We start from the raw sequence: 21,781 nt of genomic DNA, 5'->3' as shown, positions 1-21,781 counted from the left end.
AAACTCATTAATTATCTGGCTTTATGTCAATTAATAACTCTCGTCTCATCACTTATAGCCCAGCTTATACAATTGTCCCTACTTACGAATGTTTTAATCGCTGTTCCTATTGCAACTTTCGCACCGAACCGGGTCAAAATTCTTGGCTGACATTATCAGCAGCCAGTAGCATTTTGCAACAACTACAAAATAAAAATGTTTGCGAAATATTGATTCTTAGCGGCGAAGTTCATCCCCACTCACCCAAGCGTCAAGATTGGTTACAACGGATTTATGATTTATGTGCATTAGCATTAACCATGGGATTTTTACCCCATACAAATGCTGGCCCATTGAGTTTTGCAGAAATGCAAAAGCTGAAACAAGTAAATGTTTCCATGGGTCTAATGTTGGAACAATTAACACCAAAATTATTAAATACAGTCCATCAACACGCACCGAGTAAAATACCAGAACTACGTTTACAACAATTAGAATGGGCGGGAAAATTAAAAATTCCCTTTACCACAGGATTATTATTAGGAATTGGTGAAACAGTTGATGATTGCTGGGAAACATTAACAGCAATATCTCATATTCATCAACGCTATCATCATATCCAAGAAGTCATTCTCCAACCCCACAGTCCAGGACTTAAACAAGGCAAAATTCCCTCACTATTACATAATTTACCTCCATTTAATCCCTACCAATTACCAGAAATTATTGCTCAAGCTCGGCAAATTTTACCACCAGATATTACTATTCAAATTCCCCCCAATTTAATTAAAGATGACCAATGGTTACTGGCTTGTATTCAAGCTGGGGCGAGAGATTTGGGCGGAATAGGGCCAAAAGATGAAGTGAATCCAGATTATCCCCATCTCCAAGAACAAGAATTGAGAGCAATACTACAACCTGCAGGATGGAATTTAGTACCACGCTTGCCAGTTTATCCCCAATTTGATGATTGGTCTTGTACAGAATTGAAGGAGGGGGTAAAAAATTGGCGAATTGCTATTAGTTGAATGCATTAATTTTGATAAATTTATAGTCAGTAATTAAGCGTTTAATAAGACTAAACTTATCACTACGAAATAACACTTGTGACAAATCAATAATATTGCGCGTTAAGTTTGAACCAATACAGAACTAAATATGTGACACAATAAAGTTGTTGTCCCACAAGCAATATCATCGGCTAAAACCTATGGTTTCTACCATCAAGCGCCACTACACCTTAGATGAATATCGCGCGCTCGAAGAAAAAGCAGAAGGACGCAGCGAATATCGAGACGGAGAAATTGTACCCATGTCAGGAGGAACACTCAATCACAGCCGTATCGGTGGTAATATATTTGCCTTTCTCAAGTTTCTGCTGCGTGATACTCAATTCGAGTCAATTAACAGCGATTTACGACTATGGATTCCTGAACATCGACGCGGAGTCTATCCAGATGTGATGGTTTTTGATGGCGAACCGCAACTGAATGCACAGCGCACAGATGAAGTTTTAAATCCTACATTAATTGTTGAGATACTATCTCCTTCCACCGCAGACTACGACCGACAAAGTAACTTTCGCATGTATCGTTCAATTAAGAGTTTTAGCGAATATTTATTAGTGGAACAAGATGAGCCTTTTGTTGAACGCTACAGCAAGCAAGCGCAAGGTTGGTTGCTCAGTGAATTTAACTCTTTAGAGCATTCTATTGCCTTAGAATCAGTAGGCGTAAAATTACCAATGACGGAAATTTATCACAGCGTTGTTTTTAATAATTCGTAACAATTTATTTCACTGAATAATAACTTTTACCTAAATATGTTCAGATTTTTATGACCTTGCCTAACTCAAAGGCGATCGCCACCACCAAAAGATAGAGTTGACTCCCTCAACCCTGTTGTAAAATAGACATAGAAGGATTCGGGGGGCCATTTACTGGTCAGAAACGCCTATAGAAACTATCTTCGGTAATCTGCAAGGTCTAAAGTCCAGCCAGCTCAAGCAACTACAGCGGCTGTACCACCAGCGCATACCGGGCGATCGCATCACCACGTCCGAGTTTTCCCAGCGCTTGGCAGCAATTAGCACCGAACTAAATCAGCCTGTATGTGCCTACCTCAACCGTCGCGGACAAGTGATCCGCGTGGGGGTAGGCACACCGCGTCAGACCCAAATACCGCCGCTGGAATTGCCCCGTTATGGTGCGGAACGACTCAGCGGTATCCGTTGCATCGCTACCCATCTCAAACCAGAACCGCCCAATGAAGCGGCGCTGACAGCAATGGCCATGCAACGCCTAGACGCGCTAGTTGTCTTAAATATCACAGGTACGGGATTCACCCGGCGGGGAGGTGGCGCCGCCGGATACATCAAAGAAACTTATTTAGCAAACTTAACACCCCAGGAGTCTCGCGCCCTCATACCTAGTTCTGCCCCGCTCAAGGTAGACTCAAACAACACCCAATCACCTAGCTGGAGTATATCGCCACCTCTCGATATTGAGGATCTAACACAGCAAGATTTTCTCGAATTAGTAGAAAATCTGGAAGCAGAATTCCAGCGAGAATTCGTCGCCCAGGAAGTAGATGCTGACCACGATCGCGTGTTAATCGTCGGAGTCATGACCGACCAAATTACACCCCAACGATTCCAAGATACTCTAGCAGAATTGGCGCGGTTAGTAGACACCGCTGGGGGAGATGTATTGCAAACAGTACAACAAAAGCGATCGCGCATTCATCCCCAAACAGTAGTTGGTGAAGGTAAAGTCCAAGAAGTCGCCCTCACCGCCCAAACCATCGGCGCCAACCTCGTCGTCTTCGACCGCGACCTCTCACCCGCCCAAGTCCGCAACCTCGAAGCCCAAATCGGTGTCCGAGTTGTAGACCGCACCGAAGTTATATTAGATATCTTCGCCCAACGTGCCCAGTCCCGCGCTGGTAAATTACAAGTAGAACTAGCACAACTAGAATACATGCAGCCGCGACTAACTGGTAGGGGTCGAGCCATGTCCAGATTGGGTGGTGGTATTGGGACTCGGGGCCCAGGTGAAACCAAACTAGAAACAGAACGCCGCGCCATACAGCAGCGCATTTCTCGACTGCAAAAAGAAGTCAACCAATTACAAGCCCATCGTTCTCGATTACGACAGCGACGACAACATCGAGAGGTACCGTCAGTAGCCTTAGTTGGTTATACTAATGCCGGCAAATCTACCTTGCTCAACGCTCTCACCAACGCAGAAGTTTACACAGCCGACCAGCTATTTGCTACCCTCGACCCTACCACGCGCCGACTAGCGATCGCTAATTCCGCGACTGGTGAACCCCAAGAGATTCTCGTCACAGACACAGTAGGGTTTATACACGAACTCCCGACATCTTTGATGGACGCCTTCCGCGCCACCTTAGAAGAAGTCACAGAAGCCGACGCCCTCTTACACCTCGTCGATTTATCTCATCCAGCTTGGTTGAGTCATATCCGCGCTGTTAGAGAAATTTTGGCACAAATGCCCATAACTCCCGGCCCGGCCTTAGTCGCTTTTAACAAAATTGATCAAGTCACTAGCGAAACTCTAGCTTTAGCCAGAGAAGAATTCCCACTAGCAGTATTTATCTCCGCTAGCCAGCGTTTAGGGTTAGAAACCCTACGCCAGCGCCTAGCTCAATTAATTCAGTACGCAGTCAACTCTGGTAAATATTAAACTCCAGTTTGGCTCCATTCATCTCTACTCAGTGTAAATACTGGGTTTTTTTGTATTATAAGCTGGAAAATAAATTGCTTTTGAATTTAAAGTTTGTATCATGGGCAACTTAGTCTTTCATACCCAAATTAAAGTAACTCACCTTTAACAGGAAAGGCAGAGGGCAGGAGGCAGAAGGCAGAAGGGAATTCTGTTTCCTGCCCACAGAGAGCGACCAGAGGGAGCAAGGGTTTAAGTCCCCCACCAAAATCGTTCGCGGAGCGTCTCCCCTTGGGAGAAGCCCAGACTGTATTGCATCCTTCTGCCCTCTGCCCTCAGCATAGCTGCCTTCTTCACTAAGTAAAAAATATTTACCGTATACTTACTGAGGTAATGAGTGTCTTAAATAGAATACCATCAGTTGGTCAAGAAACTTGGTGCAAACATAAATATTCTTAGTCAAGAGTCTTCTGGATTCTTGACTAATCTTTATTTGTGCAAATCCATTGATGTAATCATGGACATAGCATCTGTGGCTATGATCAACGTTCTAAAATTAAGAAGTATTCAACCAATTTGAGGACGTTATGGCAGCAAAGGTAGAAATTTATACTTGGAGAACTTGCCCATTTTGCATCCGTGCCAAAAGTTTGCTCAAGCACAAAGGCGTAGAATTTACCGAATACAGCATTGATGGCGATGAAGCCGCACGAGCTAAAATGGCTCAAAGAGCAAATGGAAGACGTTCTCTGCCACAAATTTTCATTAATGATGAGCATGTTGGTGGTTGTGACGACATCCACGATTTAGATGATCAAGGCAAACTAGATCAGTTACTAGCTGCTACCAAAAGCATCTAAGTCAAAACTCCATAACAATTAATTTGCTTGTTTCTCACTGCGGCGAGTGAAAATCGGTCAGAGCATCAGGGGATAATCTAAATTAAATAACCACTAAATTCCTTGGTGATTGAGGCAAAAAGCGTGAAACTTGCTTTTATTATTGATCCCATCCATCAGCTAGACCCATGTCATGATACCAGTGTTGCCTTAATGGAAGCGGCGCAAAACCTCGGACATGAAATTTGGGTAACTCAGGCCAATTTATTAACTGTAGTAGATAGCAAAGCGTGGGCTTTTCTACAACAGGTAGAAATATCACCAGTGCAGTTGGTGGAGGGACGTTACATAGCGTCCGATCCTTGGTATCAGCTGAGTAACCGCAGCTTAATTTCCTTGGAAACAATGAGCGCCGTATTTATGCGGACAGATCCACCAGTCAACGACTCCTACCTCTACGCTACTTACATTCTCGATTACATCGACCAAAACCAAACCCTAGTAGTTAATCATCCCCAGGGAATTAGGAGTGCAAACGAAAAAATGTATGCTCTCCAGTTTACGCAAGCAATTCCAGAAACCATAGTAAGCGCTGATAAGCAGTTGATCCGTAAATTTGTGGAAACAAAAGGTGCTGCGGTGCTCAAACCCTTAGGTAACAAAGCTGGCGAAGGAATATTATTTTTAGAACCAAGCGATCGCAACTTTAATTCCATAATTGAACTCAGCACCCACCAAGGGCGGATACCTGTGATGGTGCAAACCTATTTACCCGCAGCTAAAGAGGGAGACAAGCGGATTATCTTACTCAACGGTGAACCCATAGGTGCCTTAAATCGTCTTTCCAGTGGTAGTGACTTTCGTAATAATATGGCAACTGGCGGTACCGTTGCTCAAACTGCAATTACTCCCAGAGAATATGAAATTTGTTCCCAAGTCGCTGAAAAACTGCGTCAAGACGGCTTAATTTTTGTCGGTCTTGACGTGATTGGCGGCTACCTCACCGAAGTTAATGTCACCAGCCCTACCGGAGTCCGCGAAATTGACAGGCTCTGTGAAACTAACCTCGGTAATCAGGTAATTCAATGGGTTGAGCAGACTATAAACAGCAAAAAATAACAATCGTTTATTTACCAACAATGATCCGACCAAAGGAAATCATCACTTTGGTCAAAGCTCCCCATCTTTAATTTGTTTCAGAATCATGGAGGACATGCAAATCTGCCGACTTGTGCCCACCTTAATTCGATAAGTTTAAATTTAAAATCCTGGCATCATTTAATTTTTGGGTGGTGTACGGCGGCGTTGGAGAAAATCCGGAATATCTAATATGGGTTTTTCTCTTGCTGGCTCGACAATTGGCGTGGGTGGATTCACCGCGGGTGACTGTGGTGTTGTAGTTGACCGCTTGGAAGCAGGCGCTACCCGCGCGTTAACCACCGTCTGCTGTGGTGCGGCTTGGACTTCACCTGTAAATCCAGTAGCAATAACGGTAATTCTCACCTCACCTTGGAGTCTGTCATCAATCACCGCCCCAAAGATAATATTCGCATTAGGATCAACTACTTCGTAGATAGTTTCCGCCGCAGCGTTCACCTCATGGAGAGTTAAATCGCTACCACCAGTGATGTTAAAAACCACCCCTCTGGCACCTTCAATAGAACATTCTAATAGGGGTGAAGAAATAGCAGCGATCGCGGCTTCTCTAGCTCTAGATTTCCCCGAACTCACACCTATTCCCATCAATGCTGATCCCGCATCTGCCATTACAGCCCGGACATCAGCAAAGTCAACATTCACCAAACCAGGGATAGTGATGATATCAGAAATTCCCTGCACCCCTTGACGCAATACATCATCAGCATAGCGAAAAGCTTCTTGCACGGGCGTTTGCTCTGGGATCACTTCCAGCAGTTTGTTATTGGGGATAATAATTAGCGTATCTACCCTACTTTTTAATCCTTCGATACCTTGTTCCGCTTGGCTAGTGCGACGACGCCCCTCAAAGACAAATGGACGTGTCACCACACCAACAGTTAGAGCACCCATTTCTTTTGCCACTTCCGCGACAATGGGCGCCGCACCTGTTCCAGTCCCGCCGCCCATACCAGCGGTGATAAATACTAAATCCGCACCTTCTAAAGCCGTCGCTATTTCATCCCTTGATTCTTCAGCCGCCTTTTGACCAATAGCAGGATTACCACCTGCACCTAAACCCCGTGTCAGCTTCTGTCCTATTTGCAGCCGACTGGGCGCACCTGCTAAGGTCAAAGCCTGAGAATCGGTGTTAATTGACCAAAACTCAACTCCATTCACGTCAGATTCAATCATGCGGTTAACAGCATTACCACCGCCGCCACCTACACCAATCACTTTAATGTTTGCCACTCTACCTGGAACGATTTCGCCGATGCGGCTACTTTCAGCAGAAATCTTTTTGCTGTCGTGATTTTGTCCGAAGTTTAACCCAGAGTGATTGAAAGGATTAGTCGAGTTAACCGCCAGGGGAAACCCTGGCTGTCCCCCAGATTGGGAATTTTTATAGGTAAGCCCTTGGTTATTATCAAGTGTCATTGGATTCAGAAAGGGTAGATAAACGACTTTTTCAGGTGTAATTCACCTAGGAGTCAACTTTAGTTTAAAGCTGCCATAGATTGTGGCAGTGTTCTTTATTGTTCTCACCATTTGTAACCCTAACAGGATTGCAACTGCGAAATTCTGCCGTGTGACGGGCTGTTAGCACCGCCGATTGCACAACTAATTCTGGAGAAGTATATCTATATTTACCTAAGATTGTGCGGTATAACTTCTGGCAGAGTTTAACATTTTCTGCTCTGTGTAGCCGATTTAGCCCTATACACCTTGGAAATCGCCAGTACTTACTCCTTATTTTTACTAAAAATTTAGCTTTGTTACAAATTTTACAACTGGTTTGACTAATTTTTTTTTCGTTGTCAAGTACCGGGATAACTTGGGGTTTATTGTATTTTCTATAACTTCTGTTTAAAGAAAAATACTTAAGACAAAACTTCTTATAGCCTTCAAAGTTACCTGTCCAAAAGATTTTTTCGTAATTATATATACAATTCAACCCAGTCAAAACTAACTTACACCCAAGATGATCAGTCAATGGCACAACTTGCAAAGACGCGCCAAGACGCGCCTTGTCTGCCTTAATAATATAATTAATAAGTTTTACCATCGAAGATCATTGCACCTTTTAACACAAAATGTTTCCTCCATTTACTGAGCTTTAACCTGAAGGTAGTGAGAAGCTTGCTTGTCAGTTAATCGGTTTCCTCACTAGTTTGCTGTGCGGCCCGCTTTAACAGACATTCGCTTGGAGCAACATTCTACCTTATGGAAACCCTTGCTATTACCCGCAAAAAACCAGATATGCTAAACCATCTGTATGACTCCTTAGAGCTAGGATCTGGGAGAAACTCCACCTCAAGATAGAAAACAAAACTCAGGAAAAGGTTTTTACCACTGACTGTTAGCTAGCAAGTGTACAGCGCTGTCTCACCACTTGATGAGCATGTGCGGCTGTACCTTCCGCTTGTGAGTTAAATATTAATGAGAAACTAACAAATTTTTCCCATTTAAGCTTGAGGTTTAGTCAAAGATTGAGTAGGCGACAGTTATCTTCCACAACATAAACTATCTTCAGATTGTCTAACATCTTGTGCTTAGTCACGAAATGTTTAAGTTACAATCGAGAGCCTTGTACTCCTTGAAGAGTCGAAAGGTTATTCCTCTCATTTTAATTAGAAGTTAGCATCGATTATGATGGATGATTCTGAAAAACTGAAAATTATAAATATATTTATTGATCAGCATAAAAATTCTAATTTACTAGCAGCATTAGATACATTAAACATCCTGGATGTGCTTAAAATTTTCCTGAGCTAGCCTTGGGATTTTTTTGGTTCACTTGTACTAATGGATTGTCAATGTTTTTGAGATCAATATACTCTATGCGACTGGGATTGAGTTTAGCTGGTAATTGGCGCATTTGAGCCAGTAGCTGAATTTGTTCAGATAATTGAGGGCTGGGAGATCCTAGATATACTTTGCCTATTTCTGTTTTCAAAATTAAATTTGTGGGATTTTGGCAATCAATTTCGTTAATTTTCACTGAACTTTGGCTAACAGCTTGATAAAGTTGTGTCCAGAAGGGGCGGTATTGTTCTGGCGAACCTACCACTTTGAGAGTGGGTAAATTGCTGGTGGGATTAAGAGATGTGTATTTTTCTAACGGTATCCAAACCCCAGTGGCGTCTAGTAAACCCACAGATACTGCTTGATTATGAATATCAGTTGTTTTTTGATTGCGCGTTTGCGCGATCGCTACAGGTATTCGTTCTTTGATATCAATGATTAATCCAGGGGGAAACAGACGCCGACTGACGCTCGCTTGGGCGATCGTTGGTTGCTTTTGTAAGGAGTCAGCAATCAAAGACGGTTGAATCCGCCACAAAGACTGAGGATAAGCTAGCACCAGCAACGACTCAATCGTCTCCTCTGACAACACTTGATTTCCCGATTTCATCACAATTTGTCTGGGCGCATTTAACACCCACATGGGCTGAATTGCCAACCATAGCAAACCACCCGCAAAGCCGCTAATAGCAAAGGTTCGCCACATAGCCTGAATAATTTTCATCTGCCGCTGTCGTCGTAAGTTCTTACGTCGCTGGGCTAAATCCGTGCGAGAAACTGATATTATGCCGGCCATTTTCACCCCTTTCTGGTTTTAGTCCAATTCATGAGAGCAATTGGATCATTTATATAATTCTTCGTCAACTTTGTCGGCATCTACCAGCCGCTTTTCTCAAGACTTTTTTCTTTTAGTAACACTTTACAGCAACCGCAACTAGGATTGTGCTGCTAGAAATTTTTCCCTTTCTTATTTGTGTAGTCTCATATCGACTGAATGTAGCCTTTTCACCATTAGAAAACTGCTCAGTAATTGGCAAGAATGCTACACACTATGCCTTGACAAAAAATAGCTATGTAGATACGCAGGCATAGTTTTTGATTGATGCCATCGGCCCAGGTCGGCTACTTGCAGGGTTGAGCAAACAAGTCGCACCCTTGTTTTTCTGACCTTGTCCTGTTTGACTCAGAGTTTTCTCAGCCCAAAAGATGTAGTCAATTTTCTAGAAATAGGTGCGATTTCAGACACGTAAATGGTGAAAGTTCTGAGGAAGATGATTGCAAATAATTAATTTAAGCGTAGTGAAATGCACTTGACAGAAATTCAATAAAATGATATCCATATCATGTTGTATCTCCTAAATATATTGCTAAAATCGATACAAGTTTTAGATACTAAGCAGCCATAGCAGTTGTATTTATTAGTAGCTTTTTTGACCCAAAAACCAGCATAAAGTTGTACTTCAAGGCAGCGAAAAGCTCGCATGTTGTCAAAAGCTCGACACTTGCTGTAAAAAGGACAGATACCGTCCGCATCCAAAATCATCACATCTGTAAAGTGTGATTGCTGGTGACTAGAGCCAATTTATGCTGAGTGCTAATTTTTACTACATAGAAATTGTAAGTTAAGTAACTGTCTCTTGATCAGGCAGTTAATTCTTGTATATAAACAAACAATATTCACTGTATCTACCGATATTTATATGAGAACCACTTTCAATCTGTCGCGTTTTTATAAAGCATGTAATCCTAGCTACACACTCAATATGAGTGATGTCCTAGATCGGCAGTACTACATAGATTTTGCTGATGTGCGTGGCTGCAAAATTGTGGAGGAATTACAACGCACTATCAGCCGCATCTCGCCAGACGAACCAACTTGCCAATTATTTACTGGTCATATTGGCTGTGGTAAATCCACAGAATTACAGCGTTTGAAAGCAGAACTGGAGGTAGCCGGATTTCATGTAGTTTATTTTGAATCTAGCCAAGATTTAGACATGGCAGATATTGACGTCAGCGATATTTTGTTGAGCGTAGCCCGTCAAGTGAGTGTGAGTTTAGAAGGAATTGGCATTAAACTCAAACCGGGTTACTTTAGCAATTTATTCAAAGATATAGGAGATTTTTTGCAAACTCCCATCGAAATTTCTGGACAAGCAGAATTGTCTTTAGGTATTGCTAAAATTACCGCTAAAACTAAAGATAGTGCCCAAACTCGCAATCAATTAAGACAGTATCTGGAGCCACGAACCAATAGCATTCTACAAGCGATTAACGAAGAAATTTTAGAAAAAGCAATTGAACAGCTAAAACAGCGGGGTCAAAAAGGACTAGTAGTGATTGTTGATAATTTAGATCGAGTTGATATGCGTCCCGTCGCTTCTGGACGCACTCAACCAGAGTATCTTTTTATCGATAGAGGCGAACAGTTACGCCGCCTTAAATGCCACTTAGTTTATACAATTCCCCTGGCATTAATTTTTTCTAATGAATACGAAACACTCAAAAATCGCCTAGGGGGAGGTATCGCACCGAAATTATTACCAATGGTATTAGTGCGGCAAAGAGACGGCAGCGATTATGAACCAGGGATGTCATTATTGCGTCAATTAGTGTTAGCCAGAGCGTTTCCAGAAGTTACTTGGAATAATAGACCATCGCTGATTACAGAATTATTTGATGAACCCGAAACTCTAGATCGCATATGTCGGGTAAGTGGTGGACATATTCGTAACTTGCTAGGTTTACTTTATAGCTGCTTGCAGCGGCAAGATCCACCATTCTCTAGAGACTGTTTAGAAGCAGTAATTAAAGATTATCGTGATGATTTGCTTCTAGCTATTGATGAATGCCAATGGGAATTACTATTTGAAGTAGTGCAGCAGCAAAATGTCAAAGGTGAATCTGATTACCAGAGCTTATTGCGAAGTATGTATTTATTTGAATACCGCGATTTGCAGGGGCGGTGGTTTGGCATCAGTCCAGCTTTAGCAGAAACCGAAAAAGTCTTGACATGGCAGCAAAATAAATAGTCATAAAAAATAGAAAATAAAGTATAGAAGAGTGGAGATATGAATCTTTCTTCTATGCTTATTATTTTCTTTGATCTGCTGCTTTTTTTATCTTTATTTCTCATTTTTTAGCCCGGATTTTAATTATGACAAAGTGGCAACTTACAGCAGCGATCGCCAATAAAAATCAGCAGGCTCTGCAAAGATTGATTCGGGCGATTAAGCTTTCTAATGGTCAATTTGCCCTGATTTTAGTCCGGTGTAATTATGGACAATTGCGCGAGCAAATGTTAGGTAATCTGCGCTTGCTAACGGAAGATATAAATTTACGAGAACTAGTTCTCAAACCATCAACTACTGCTTTACACACTACAATAATTGCCGAACTATTTCTCGATTATCCCGCAGTTGTTACAGATTCTTTACCCTCATCTGTGATGGTTTTTGGGTTGGAATCAATTACTCATTTAGAAGATTTAATTAGTGGGATTAATCAAGCAAGAGATATTTACGCTGCTAGCTTTCCCTTTCCGCTAGTTCTGTGGTTACAAGATGACATCGCAGCGATACTAGCCAAATTAGCACCTGATTTTAAAAGCTGGGCAGCAACTACAATTAAATTTGAATTAGCGAAAGAAAATTTAATTACTTTGATTCGGCAAGAAACAGAATCTTTATTTGCCAAAATTTTAGCAGCAGGAACAGATAAATTTTTATCTAATGCGTCACTTGATTTAGCACCTAAGTCTCAAAGTCGTCACGAAATTGAGTCTGCTCGTAATGATTTGCTGCGGTTATATAGTATCAAATTAGAACCAGAGTTAGAAGCCAGTTTAGAATTTGTTTTGGGGCGCGATGAATATGCAAACGATAAAATTCCTCAGGCTTTAACTCATTATCAAAAAAGCTTAATCTTGTGGCAACAACTAGAGCTAGATAAAACTAGGTTAGGAAATTTTACAGAAAATATAGAAACCTATTCCCCCAATCCTCCTATACTTTTATCTCGACCACAATTAAGACAAGCAGTAGTCATGTTCCATCTAGGACTGTGTTATCGCCGGATGGCCGATTTAAATCACGGTTCAGACACAAAATATTGGCAAGATGCTTTGTTGTGGTTTAAGCAATGTCTAGAAATATTAGAGAAAGCAGAAAGACAAGACTTAGTAGCCAAATTCATTTTATCGGCTTGTGAAATGTTGCAACGTTTACAAGCTTGGGAAGATTTAGCGGAATTAGCACAAAAATCTTTGCAGTTACATGAAACTTATGGAATTCCTGCACAAATTGCTCAAGATTATGGTTTTTTGGCAGCTGTGGCTGTGGGAGAATCTAATTGGTTGTTAGCTGATGAATTAGTTAATAAAGCACTAGCAATAGCTGAATTAGCGACCGAAGTTTCCCGACAACAAGAAAGCTGGTATCTATTATTATTAGCACGTACACAAAGAAATTTAGGTAAATCGGAAGAAGCGATCAATAACTTAGAATGGGCAAAGGTAGTTTGTGAATTACAGTATGAGCCTTCACTTTATCTAGAAATTTTAGAAGAATTGCGATCGCTCTACTTTTTTGGGCGTCGTGATTATGCAGAAGCCTTTATTCTCAAACAAGAAAAAATTCAAATAGAGCATCAATATGGTTTTCGCGCCTTCATTGGCGCTAGTCAATTACAACCGCAACGCTACAGAATTAACCCAGTTTTAGAGCCACAGAAAATCCCTTTTATTCCTGAAGAAATTGCTCAAGAAATAGCCGCCGCAGGGCGTCAACAAGATGTCAATCGCTTGATTGAACGCATTACTCGTGCTGACTACAAACTTACAGTTATTCACGGCCCTTCGGGTGTGGGTAAAAGTTCAACTCTCAAAGCTGGTTTAGTCCCCGCATTAAAAGGAAAAATTATTGGCGAGCGTATACCGTTGCCGATTGTTTTATCTGTTTATACTGATTGGGTGACAGCTTTAGGACGTAGTATCAACCATGTCATATCACAGACAGAAATATCAATACCTGAAGAAATGACGCCAACTGTGCTCATTGAAAAACTGCGGTTAGCATCTGAACGTAATCATACAATTATTATTATATTTGATCAATTTGAAGAATTTTTCTTTATCAGCACATCTCCTACTAAAAAAGCTCAGTTTTATAGATTTTTTAGTGAATGTCTAAATATTCCCTACATTAAAATTATTCTGTCATTGCGAGAAGACTATTTACATTACCTCTTAGAATTTGAACGTTTAAGTAAAGAAAATAGTGACGGTTTATATGATTTGGGAGTAATTAATAAAAATATTTTAGATAAAGATATCCGCTATTATTTGGGAAACTTTACCCGCCATGATGCTATAAGTATAGTTCAAAGCTTGACCAAACGCTCATACTCCGAATTGAGTGAGGAATTAATTCACAAAATCGTCGATGACTTATCAGCAGAAATAAATGAAGTCCATCCGATTGAATTACAAATAGTTGGTGCTCAATTACAAGCAGAAAATATTACCACACTCGAACAATATCAGTTGTGCGGCGGCTCAAAAAAACTAGTAGAACGCTGGCTGCAAGAAGTGATTAAAGATTGTGGACAAGAAAATGAAGAACGTAGCTGGAAACTATTATTTGAATTAACTGACGAAAAAGGGACAAGACCACTAAAAACCAAAGCAGATTTTGTAGCAGCACTAGGAAATAAATTAGAGCCGACAGCAGAATTTGACACAAATTGGGAATTTATTTTAGAAATTTTAGTGGGTTCAGGTTTAGTGTTGCGAGAGCGAGAAGAATTAGGCGATCGCTATCAACTAGTACATGACTATTTAGTCGAGCCAATTCGCCAAAAAAATGATCATGGCATGGTGGCTGAATTAGAAAAAGCCAAATTTGAAAAAACTCGAGCTGAAGCAGCTCACAAACTCTCCCAAGAGCAACTCACCCTGGTTTTACAACGGCGATTGCGAGAAGCACGCATCGCCGGCGTCGCCTTAGCCATCATGGCAAGTACCGTCGCTGTATTATGGTGGCAAGCCGACCTACAAAAAAGAGCCGCACTCAGGCAAACTCGACGCGCCGAACGTAGCGAAATTAACTTTAAAATCAGTGCGATCGCCGCCGCTAGTGAAGCTCTATTTGCCTCCAACAAAGAGTTTGATGCTTTATTAGAAAGTTTGCGCGCCTGGAGAAAATTCAAACAAGCAGATGATGTGCAACCAGATACGAGAATGCGCGTAGTAACAGCCTTGCAACAAGCGGTTTATGGAGTAGAGGAAGTAAATCGCTTAGAAGGGCACAGCGATATTGTCTGGAGTGTCGCATTTAGCCCCGATGGTCAGTTATTAGCATCAGGCAGTTTAGATAAAGAAGTCAAACTGTGGCGTCCCAACGGGAAATTACTACAAACCCTTGCAGGCCATAGCGATGCTGTGACTAGCGTTAGCTTTAGCCCAGATGGGCAAACACTAGCTTCTGCTAGCTTAGATAAAACTGTGCAACTCTGGCGAAAAAACCCGATTACAGGCGAATTTGACCCCCGTCCTCATCAAACCCTCGAAGGACACGGAGACTGGATTTATAGTGTTAGTTTCAGTCCTGACGGAGAACTGCTGGCTACTGGGAGTAAAGATGCCACCATTAAAATTTGGCGCCCTGATGGTAGTTTAGTCAAAATTCTCAGAGGACATCAAGGATGGGTAAACTGGGTAACATTCAGTCCTGACGGTCAATTAATCGCCTCGGCTAGTGAAGATAAAACTGTGAAAATTTGGCGTCGTGACGGTAGTTTAATCGCCACTTTACCAGGACATCAGGGAGGAGTGAGAGCAGTAGCTTTCAGCCCCGACGGTCAAATCCTCGCTTCTGGGGGTCGAGACCGAATAGTCAAACTCTGGCGGCGAAATCGTCAGACTAATGCCGATGGTTTCGATTTTCGCCCATATAAAACCCTACGGCAGCATAGCAGTAACATCTGGCATCTTAGCTTTAGTCCTGATGGTAATAAATTAGCCTCCGGGAGCGACGACAACACCATCAACCTCTGGAGTATCACAGGTTCCTTACTGAAAACCTTTAAAGGACACAGTGATGCTGTAGCCAGCGTTGCTTTCAGTCCAGATAATTCATTATTAGCATCAGCAAGTTTTGACAAAAGCGTCAAACTTTGGCGTTTAGACGCGCCCACATTACCTATTCTCCAAGGACACAAGGACAGAGTTTTAAGCGTTGCTTGGAGTCCTGATGGCCGCATGTTGGCATCAGGTAGTAAAGATAAAACAGTGAAACTGTGGCGACGAGACTGGCGAAACGGTAAATTAGAAACCCGACTTTACAAAACTTTAGTTGGGCATAAAGATGAGGTACCAAGCGTCAGTTTTGACTCCCAAGGTGAAATTCTTGCATCAGGTAGTTTTGACAAAACTGTGAAACTTTGGCGTCGTGACGGGTCATTGTATCAGACCCTTACCGGACATAGTGGTAGTGTCAATAGCGTCAATTTCAGCCCCGATGGACAGCTATTAGCTTCTGCGAGCAAAGATAAGACGGTGAAACTATGGAGCCGCCAGGGCAAATTGCTCAAAACCTTAGTTGGTCATCATGATCGAGTTAATAGCGTCAATTTCAGTCCTGATGGTCAGGTGTTAGCTTCTGCAAGTGATGACCGAACAGTCAAACTGTGGCGACGGGATGGCACTTTGATCAAAACTTTCCCTCATGATAGCTGGGTATTAGGTGTGAGTTTCAGTCCCACTGCTCAATTGCTGGCTTCCGCTAGTTGGGATAACACTGTGAAGCTGTGGCGACGGGACGGAACTTTTATCAAAACCTTGTTGAAAGGATACAGTGATAGCGTCAGCGCTGTGACTTTTAGCCCTCGTGGTGAACTCATTGCTGCTGCTAGTTTTGACAAAAGCGTGAAACTTTGGAGCCGTGAGGGTAAATTGATTAAAACCCTCACTGGACATCATGGAGCAGTTTTAGGTGTTAGCTTTAGCCCTGATGGTCAAACTTTAGCATCAGCAAGTGTGGACAACACCATCATTCTGTGGAATCTAGACTTAGACGACTTGCTTGGGCGCGGTTGCAATTGGGTGAATGACTATCTCAAATACAACCGCAATGTTGAAGGGCGCGATCGCCGTCTTTGTGATACTATCACCCGCAAAAGGTAACGAAAGTTAAGAGTGATGAGTATGAGGCGCAAAGAATTCTGGATGGACAACTCAAAACTCAAAACTTTTTCCTAACCCAGCTTACCAGCCAAATGAGCGATCGCTGCTCATTAAACTATCACCATCACGATGAGTCTCCTGGGTCAAGTTCACTAAAAAGGCTTTGAGATTCATCCGCTCAATATAAGGCCAGCCACCCTCAGACTCAATATCTTTCAGCAGCGAGTACAAATGCTGACGGTTATCAGGCAAACTATCTTGAAAATACCCATCTCGGATTTCTCGGTGTAACTGCTCCAATTGCCTCAGCAACGCCAACAGTGCCACAGTATCCCCTTGATAACTCTGCGCTGCATCATGAACTGTGTTTGAAATTGCTTGCAGCGTAGAAGACAAATCACCTGAGTCCAAATTTCTATCTTTGCTCATGCCAATTTTTCTATGTAATGAGGTCTACTCAAATTTATCGAAGATTTTTGGCTTTCATGGAAAAAGGGATTAGGGGTTAGGGATGAGGGGCTGGAGGTAGTTATGACCAGTAGCATTTTTCTAGTCAGCTATTTTCGGGTTCTGCGGTCGCTGGTGGCTTCTAGAGGCTATCAGAAATCATATTGGCTAAATTGTACTCAGGGCCGAGTTTACGGGTACTTGCTGCCTCATTCAGGGCAGTCTGTAACTGGATTTACATTTATAATCGACAACAATTGCGATCGCCACTAAAACACAGCAGTAACGCATAACACAGCCTCTAGGAAAGCTAAATGGGATTAATAAGTTCCTGTTTAACTTCAGAGTCCTTTGATTTTGAGTTTCAAAAAATCGTATGATCTGGCTGATTTCCTTATCAAACAATTGGCTGTGTGTCGTGGCAATACATACATAATACAGAACGTCCTCAGTGATACCGCTTTTGTCATCAACAAGAGCAAAGCACAAAGAAAATCCCACTTTTTGTGTAATCTCAGGTAAGCACTGTCGCCGTTCTGTTTTAAGGTGTACTCATACATACACCAAATCCTGTAAACAGCAGGGGGACTAGCCCCCTCTGGGGCTTCAACCCCAGACTCAATCCAGCGACACGTTTAATTACGTTTAGCAGAGCAGTTTTACAACTTAGATATTAATTTTTGACATTGAGGTTGACCATGAGGTATCGCGCTTTAATTGTTGCATTCTTGGCTTTGTGCCTGGGACTCATTACCGCTTGTAGCGACGGCTCATCTTCCAGTGGCAGAGATGTACTGACCTATGAACAAATTCGCGGTACGGGGTTGGCTAATAAATGCCCCCAACTGGCAGAAACAAGACGTGGTTCAATTCCCATCGATGCTAGCCAGTCCTACTCGATCAAAGAACTTTGCTTAGAACCAACCCAATTCTTCGTCAAAGAAGAACCCGCTAACAAACGCCAAGAAGCAGAATTTGTGGCTGGTAAATTGTTGACTAGATACACTTCCACCATTGACCAAGTGCAAGGTGATCTGAAAATCAACCAAGATAATAGCCTGACTTTTGTCGAACAAGACGGTCTTGACTTCCAAGCCATCACTGTACAGCTACCCGGTGGAGAAAGAGTACCATTCCTCTTCACCATCAAAAACTTGGTTGCTCAATCACAACCTGGTTTATCCAGTGTGAGCACTTCCACAGACTTTGAAGGCACTTTCAAGGTACCTTCTTATCGTGGTGCTGCTTTCCTAGATCCTAAAGGTCGTGGTGTTGTCAGTGGCTATGACAACGCTGTCGCTCTCCCCGCCCAAGCCGATGATGATGAACTGACCCGGACTAACGTCAAACGTACAGATATTCTCAGCGGCAAAATTTCTCTGCAAGTAGCCAAAATAGATAGTGGTAGTGGTGAAATTGCTGGCACTTTCGAGAGTGAACAGCCATCTGACACCGATTTAGGTGCTGGTGAACCTAAAGAAGTCAAGATCCGCGGTCTATTCTACGGCAGAGTTGAGTCAAATCGCGCCTAAATTCCGGCTACCTCATTTCTCTCAATTCTGACGTCCCTAGTTTGATGTCACAGACTTGATCTTCTGGGTCTGTATGGACTTTGCTCATAACCCCTTTACTCCCTGACTTTTAGGTAAGTAAAGGGGTTTTTCGCTAACCAGTTTTTTCAGAGCGGGAACGCTCGGCGAACGGGGCAAGCAACAGGCACTCTTGGAACTCTTAACAGTCAAAGATCTGCGACCCAATACAAGGGTACTTCCACCATTATTTATTGATTGATGAATAACAAAAAAAAGATTCCTGCATGAGGCGTCCTTGTCTCAATCCCCTTAATATATGCGAATTTCCCTGTTCCCTGTTTCCTATTCCCTGTTCCCTATTAATTTGTTTAGTGATATTTACTGTTGACACCTAAGTTATTCATAGTCATCTGCGTATATTTACATTGTCGTACTGAGTGCTTTTTATTTTTTGCTCAAATTCTTGAAATTTTTAGCAATTATTACCGTAGTTTTACGGTTAATAACGAGCATTATTCAGGTCAAAAACCATAATTAAATGTGATTATACATATATTAATAATTTTGATATTCAAAAAAAATAAATTAAGTAAAATTCCCGTTTGAAATCACCTAAATAATTTTATATTTTGGCTCTATGTAGATTGATTCGCTACTGGTCATAACCAAATTAATAAACAAACAAAATACCAGTTTTGTTTGTTCTAATTTTGTTGTATTTTTAGCCAGACTATGGCGTTTTTAAATAAAAAATTTACTAGCCATAGGATTTGCTAATTAATATCAGGTGATATTGACTGGGATATTACATAATTCCACATGGATTTAAAAGCCAGTAATTAACAGTTTATTTGCTCAATAAAAGCAGTGCTATGCCTACTACAGTCACCAATGAACTGAAGCACGAGATTTGGCAGATTTTGCGAGAATACCAAAAATCTCGCTCAGAAACTGTTCGTAATCAACTGGTGCAACTAAATTTTGGACTTGTGAGAAAAGAAGCTCACTATTGGATGAATCAATGTCATGAGAGCTATGAAGACTTACTCCAAGTAGGTTGTTTGGGTTTAATTAGAGCTGTGGAAAGATTTGAAATTTCTAAGGGACATGCTTTTAGTTCCTTTGCTATTCCTTATATTCGCGGTGAAATTCAACATTATCTCCGCGATAAAGGCGTCACTGTCAGAATTCCTCGGCGTTATCTAGCTTTGCAACAGCAAGCAATCGGAGTTTCGCGCTCTTTGCGCGCCAAATACAATCGCCCACCCACTGATTCTGAACTAGCAGCAGCACTAGAAATTTCTCTTAATGAATGGCAAGAAATTAAGTTGGCCTGGGTGAATCGTGCTCCTTTAAGCTTAGATGTACCAGTGCAGGATGGAGAGGAAGGGTCTACATGTTTGGGAGAATTAGTTCCCGATCCTCGCTACCGCAGCTTTCAACTGGCGCAAGAAGACCGATTGCGTTTACAACAAGCTTTGGTTCAGCTAGAAAAACACACCCGCGAAGTTTTGGAATGCGTGTTTTTGCATGATTTAACCCAAAAACAAGTGGCAGAACATCTGGGAATTAGTGTAGTTACGGTTTCTCGCCGAGTCAAGAAAGGGTTGGATTCATTGAAACACATTATGGGTGCGGTGGATGGTTAACTATAAATTTCCACCGTAATTTTGCTGCACTATCAGTGTTAAAGATAACTTTGCAATATCAAAAACTGGGTTATAACAAGAACAGAATTTGCCTTTGATCTAAATTTTAGGCTTGTTCATTTCCACAAACAAATTTTTCTATTGCTTTTGAGAGCAGCTAATGAGCAAAAGAAATTCCACGATCGCTGTTGCAGCTATTTTAATTTTAGCCGCTGGATGTACTTCAGAAAATACTCCACAAGCTACCACTTCTACTCCAGCCGCCGTTATTTCTAGCCCGAAGGCAGTGCCGACAAATCAGCCGTCACAGGCTACGGCATCTTTTAATAATCCTGTAGTTGCCGCTAAAAATGTCTCTCAAGTTGCTTCAATAAATTCTCGTTTGATTCAACCAACTAATGCTACAGAACGAGCAGTAGTGGTATCAAAAGGTCGCAATGACCCATTCGCGGAAATTATCGAGCAACCGACGATTGCAGTTAGTAATAACACGGGAAAACCTGTTCCTAATTTACCTCCTCTACCGATTCCCAAAACTGCATCTGTAGACAAAAAAGTGCCAAGTGTGAACGCCAAAGTGCCAAAACGAAGTCAGGTAATCTCGGCTCGTCTACAGCCCAGGAAAATGCCTGTTTTAACTCCAGTCTTACCTAAGGCTTTACCTCCAGTGGTTCCTAGTCCAAATTTAGTATCTGTACTTCCAAAGCCACCACAACCTGAGTTAGCAAAAGCCGTGATGGTGAGTGGAGTTGTGCTGTTGAGTAATCAACTCCAAGCAATTATCAAAGTTCCAAATGAGCCTGCAAGTCGCTATGTGCAAGCGGGACAGCGACTGGCTAACGGCCTGCTCATTAAAAGGATTGAAATGAACGAAGGCTCTAACCCGGTCGTGATTGTGGAACAATACGGTATTGAGGTTGCCAGAATGGTAGGAGACGCACCATCAGCTAAAGCGGTTGGAGAAAATCCTGGTTCTGGAACAACGTCACCACAAAATTCTGTGAATACCGGAGCTTCATGATGACGGAAACTAGAGAAAAAATCGAATTTACTGGTTTACCTTTGGCTGTTTATCGAGAGATAGCGGCCCATTTGCGTCAAGTGGATGGAGTAGAAGTGGATTTAATTCCCCAATCATCCCAGCAGTTCGATTATCACCAAAGTCAAATTGCAGGCTTGTCAATTTCGTGGGCTGTGAACTGTAGTTTGGAAAGTCGGCAGCGGGTTCAGCAAATTTTGAATTACTATCAAAATCGCTACAGTGTTTGATTACTGAAATGGGTTAATTAACCTTAAAACCTGCTAATAATGTTTCTCTAAAAGTTTCTGCTTTAGGATACCTCCAGCGACCTTTATTGGCAAAGGCTATTGGGGGTATTTAATATTTGTGCCAAAATTTTTTGCGCGATCGCAGTTATTCAATTCAAAGCAAGTATTAATTAATACGTAAATTGTTACATTATTTTTGATTAAATTACGTGTATTCTTAAATTTTTCGGTTTTTGCTAAAATCATTGTGTGAGTT

At 41.9% G+C, this 21,781-nt stretch carries 14 protein-coding genes; 11 read left to right on the top strand and 3 right to left on the bottom strand.

The features are described 5' to 3' along the window. Positions 1-23: 23 nt before the first annotated feature. The 5 genes from cofG to gshB all read left to right on the top strand — a co-directional run bounded on the left by cofG (position 24) and on the right by gshB (position 5,623). Positions 24-1,007, top strand: a complete 984-nt coding sequence (gene cofG, locus MIC7126_RS0126240) for a 7,8-didemethyl-8-hydroxy-5-deazariboflavin synthase subunit CofG (protein ID WP_017656109.1) — start codon at positions 24-26, stop codon at positions 1,005-1,007. Positions 1,008-1,189: 182 nt separating this feature from the next. After that, on the top strand, positions 1,190-1,765 hold the full coding sequence (locus tag MIC7126_RS0126235; protein ID WP_017656108.1) for a Uma2 family endonuclease: 576 nt from the start codon (positions 1,190-1,192) through the stop codon (positions 1,763-1,765). Positions 1,766-1,934: 169 nt separating this feature from the next. Then, the gene (gene hflX, locus MIC7126_RS0126230) at positions 1,935-3,686 is read left to right on the top strand and encodes a GTPase HflX (RefSeq protein WP_081603100.1); all 1,752 of its coding nucleotides are present in this window, start codon (positions 1,935-1,937) and stop codon (positions 3,684-3,686) included. A 566-nt stretch (positions 3,687-4,252) separates the two neighbouring features. Next, positions 4,253-4,525 carry a glutaredoxin 3 gene (gene grxC / locus MIC7126_RS0126225; protein WP_017656106.1) on the top strand — a complete coding sequence of 91 codons (273 nt, stop codon included), beginning with the start codon at positions 4,253-4,255 and terminating at the stop codon, positions 4,523-4,525. A gap of 123 nt (positions 4,526-4,648) precedes the next feature. After that, on the top strand, positions 4,649-5,623 hold the full coding sequence (gene gshB, locus MIC7126_RS0126220) for a glutathione synthase (protein ID WP_017656105.1): 975 nt from the start codon (positions 4,649-4,651) through the stop codon (positions 5,621-5,623). A gap of 159 nt (positions 5,624-5,782) precedes the next feature. Here the strand turns inward: gshB and ftsZ are convergent, their stop codons facing one another. Both ftsZ and MIC7126_RS0126205 read right to left on the bottom strand, forming a co-directional pair. Further along, entirely contained in the window at positions 5,783-7,078 is a 1,296-nt protein-coding gene (gene ftsZ, locus MIC7126_RS0126215; protein ID WP_017656104.1) for a cell division protein FtsZ, read from the bottom strand. A 1,318-nt stretch (positions 7,079-8,396) separates the two neighbouring features. Continuing rightward, a complete protein-coding gene (locus MIC7126_RS0126205; protein WP_017656102.1) occupies positions 8,397-9,242 on the bottom strand; it encodes a cell division protein FtsQ/DivIB in 846 nt (281 codons plus the stop codon). A gap of 904 nt (positions 9,243-10,146) precedes the next feature. Between MIC7126_RS0126205 and MIC7126_RS0126200 the strand changes: the two genes are divergently transcribed. Further along, the gene (locus MIC7126_RS0126200) at positions 10,147-11,478 is read left to right on the top strand and encodes a P-loop NTPase fold protein (protein WP_026100539.1); all 1,332 of its coding nucleotides are present in this window, start codon (positions 10,147-10,149) and stop codon (positions 11,476-11,478) included. Between the two features lie 125 nt (positions 11,479-11,603). Continuing rightward, on the top strand, positions 11,604-16,628 hold the full coding sequence (locus tag MIC7126_RS0126195) for a WD40 domain-containing protein (RefSeq protein WP_017656100.1): 5,025 nt from the start codon (positions 11,604-11,606) through the stop codon (positions 16,626-16,628). Between the two features lie 81 nt (positions 16,629-16,709). On the opposite strand, the gene MIC7126_RS0126190 is transcribed toward MIC7126_RS0126195, so the two are convergent. Continuing rightward, positions 16,710-17,057: a hypothetical protein gene (locus MIC7126_RS0126190; RefSeq protein WP_017656099.1), complete on the bottom strand. Its 348-nt coding sequence runs from the start codon at positions 17,055-17,057 to the stop codon at positions 16,710-16,712. A 716-nt stretch (positions 17,058-17,773) separates the two neighbouring features. Here MIC7126_RS0126190 and psbO point away from each other — a divergent pair. The 4 genes from psbO to MIC7126_RS0126170 all read left to right on the top strand — a co-directional run bounded on the left by psbO (position 17,774) and on the right by MIC7126_RS0126170 (position 21,525). Next, on the top strand, positions 17,774-18,607 hold the full coding sequence (psbO, locus tag MIC7126_RS0126185; RefSeq protein ID WP_017656098.1) for a photosystem II manganese-stabilizing polypeptide: 834 nt from the start codon (positions 17,774-17,776) through the stop codon (positions 18,605-18,607). Between the two features lie 872 nt (positions 18,608-19,479). Further along, a complete protein-coding gene (locus tag MIC7126_RS0126180; RefSeq protein ID WP_017656097.1) occupies positions 19,480-20,256 on the top strand; it encodes an RNA polymerase sigma factor SigF in 777 nt (258 codons plus the stop codon). A 160-nt stretch (positions 20,257-20,416) separates the two neighbouring features. Beyond that, complete coding sequence (locus tag MIC7126_RS0126175) at positions 20,417-21,277, top strand: hypothetical protein (protein WP_017656096.1); 861 nt, start codon at positions 20,417-20,419, stop codon at positions 21,275-21,277. Next, complete coding sequence (locus MIC7126_RS0126170) at positions 21,277-21,525, top strand: hypothetical protein (RefSeq protein WP_017656095.1); 249 nt, start codon at positions 21,277-21,279, stop codon at positions 21,523-21,525. The genes MIC7126_RS0126175 and MIC7126_RS0126170 overlap by 1 nt, the downstream gene beginning before the upstream one ends. The last annotated feature ends 256 nt before the right edge of the window (positions 21,526-21,781 follow it).

It is taken from the genome of Fortiea contorta PCC 7126, from assembly GCF_000332295.1.
Lineage (GTDB): Bacteria > Cyanobacteriota > Cyanobacteriia > Cyanobacteriales > Nostocaceae > Fortiea > Fortiea contorta.
Note: the sequence above shows the minus strand (reverse complement) of the source record. Positions and strands in the feature narration are given on the sequence as shown.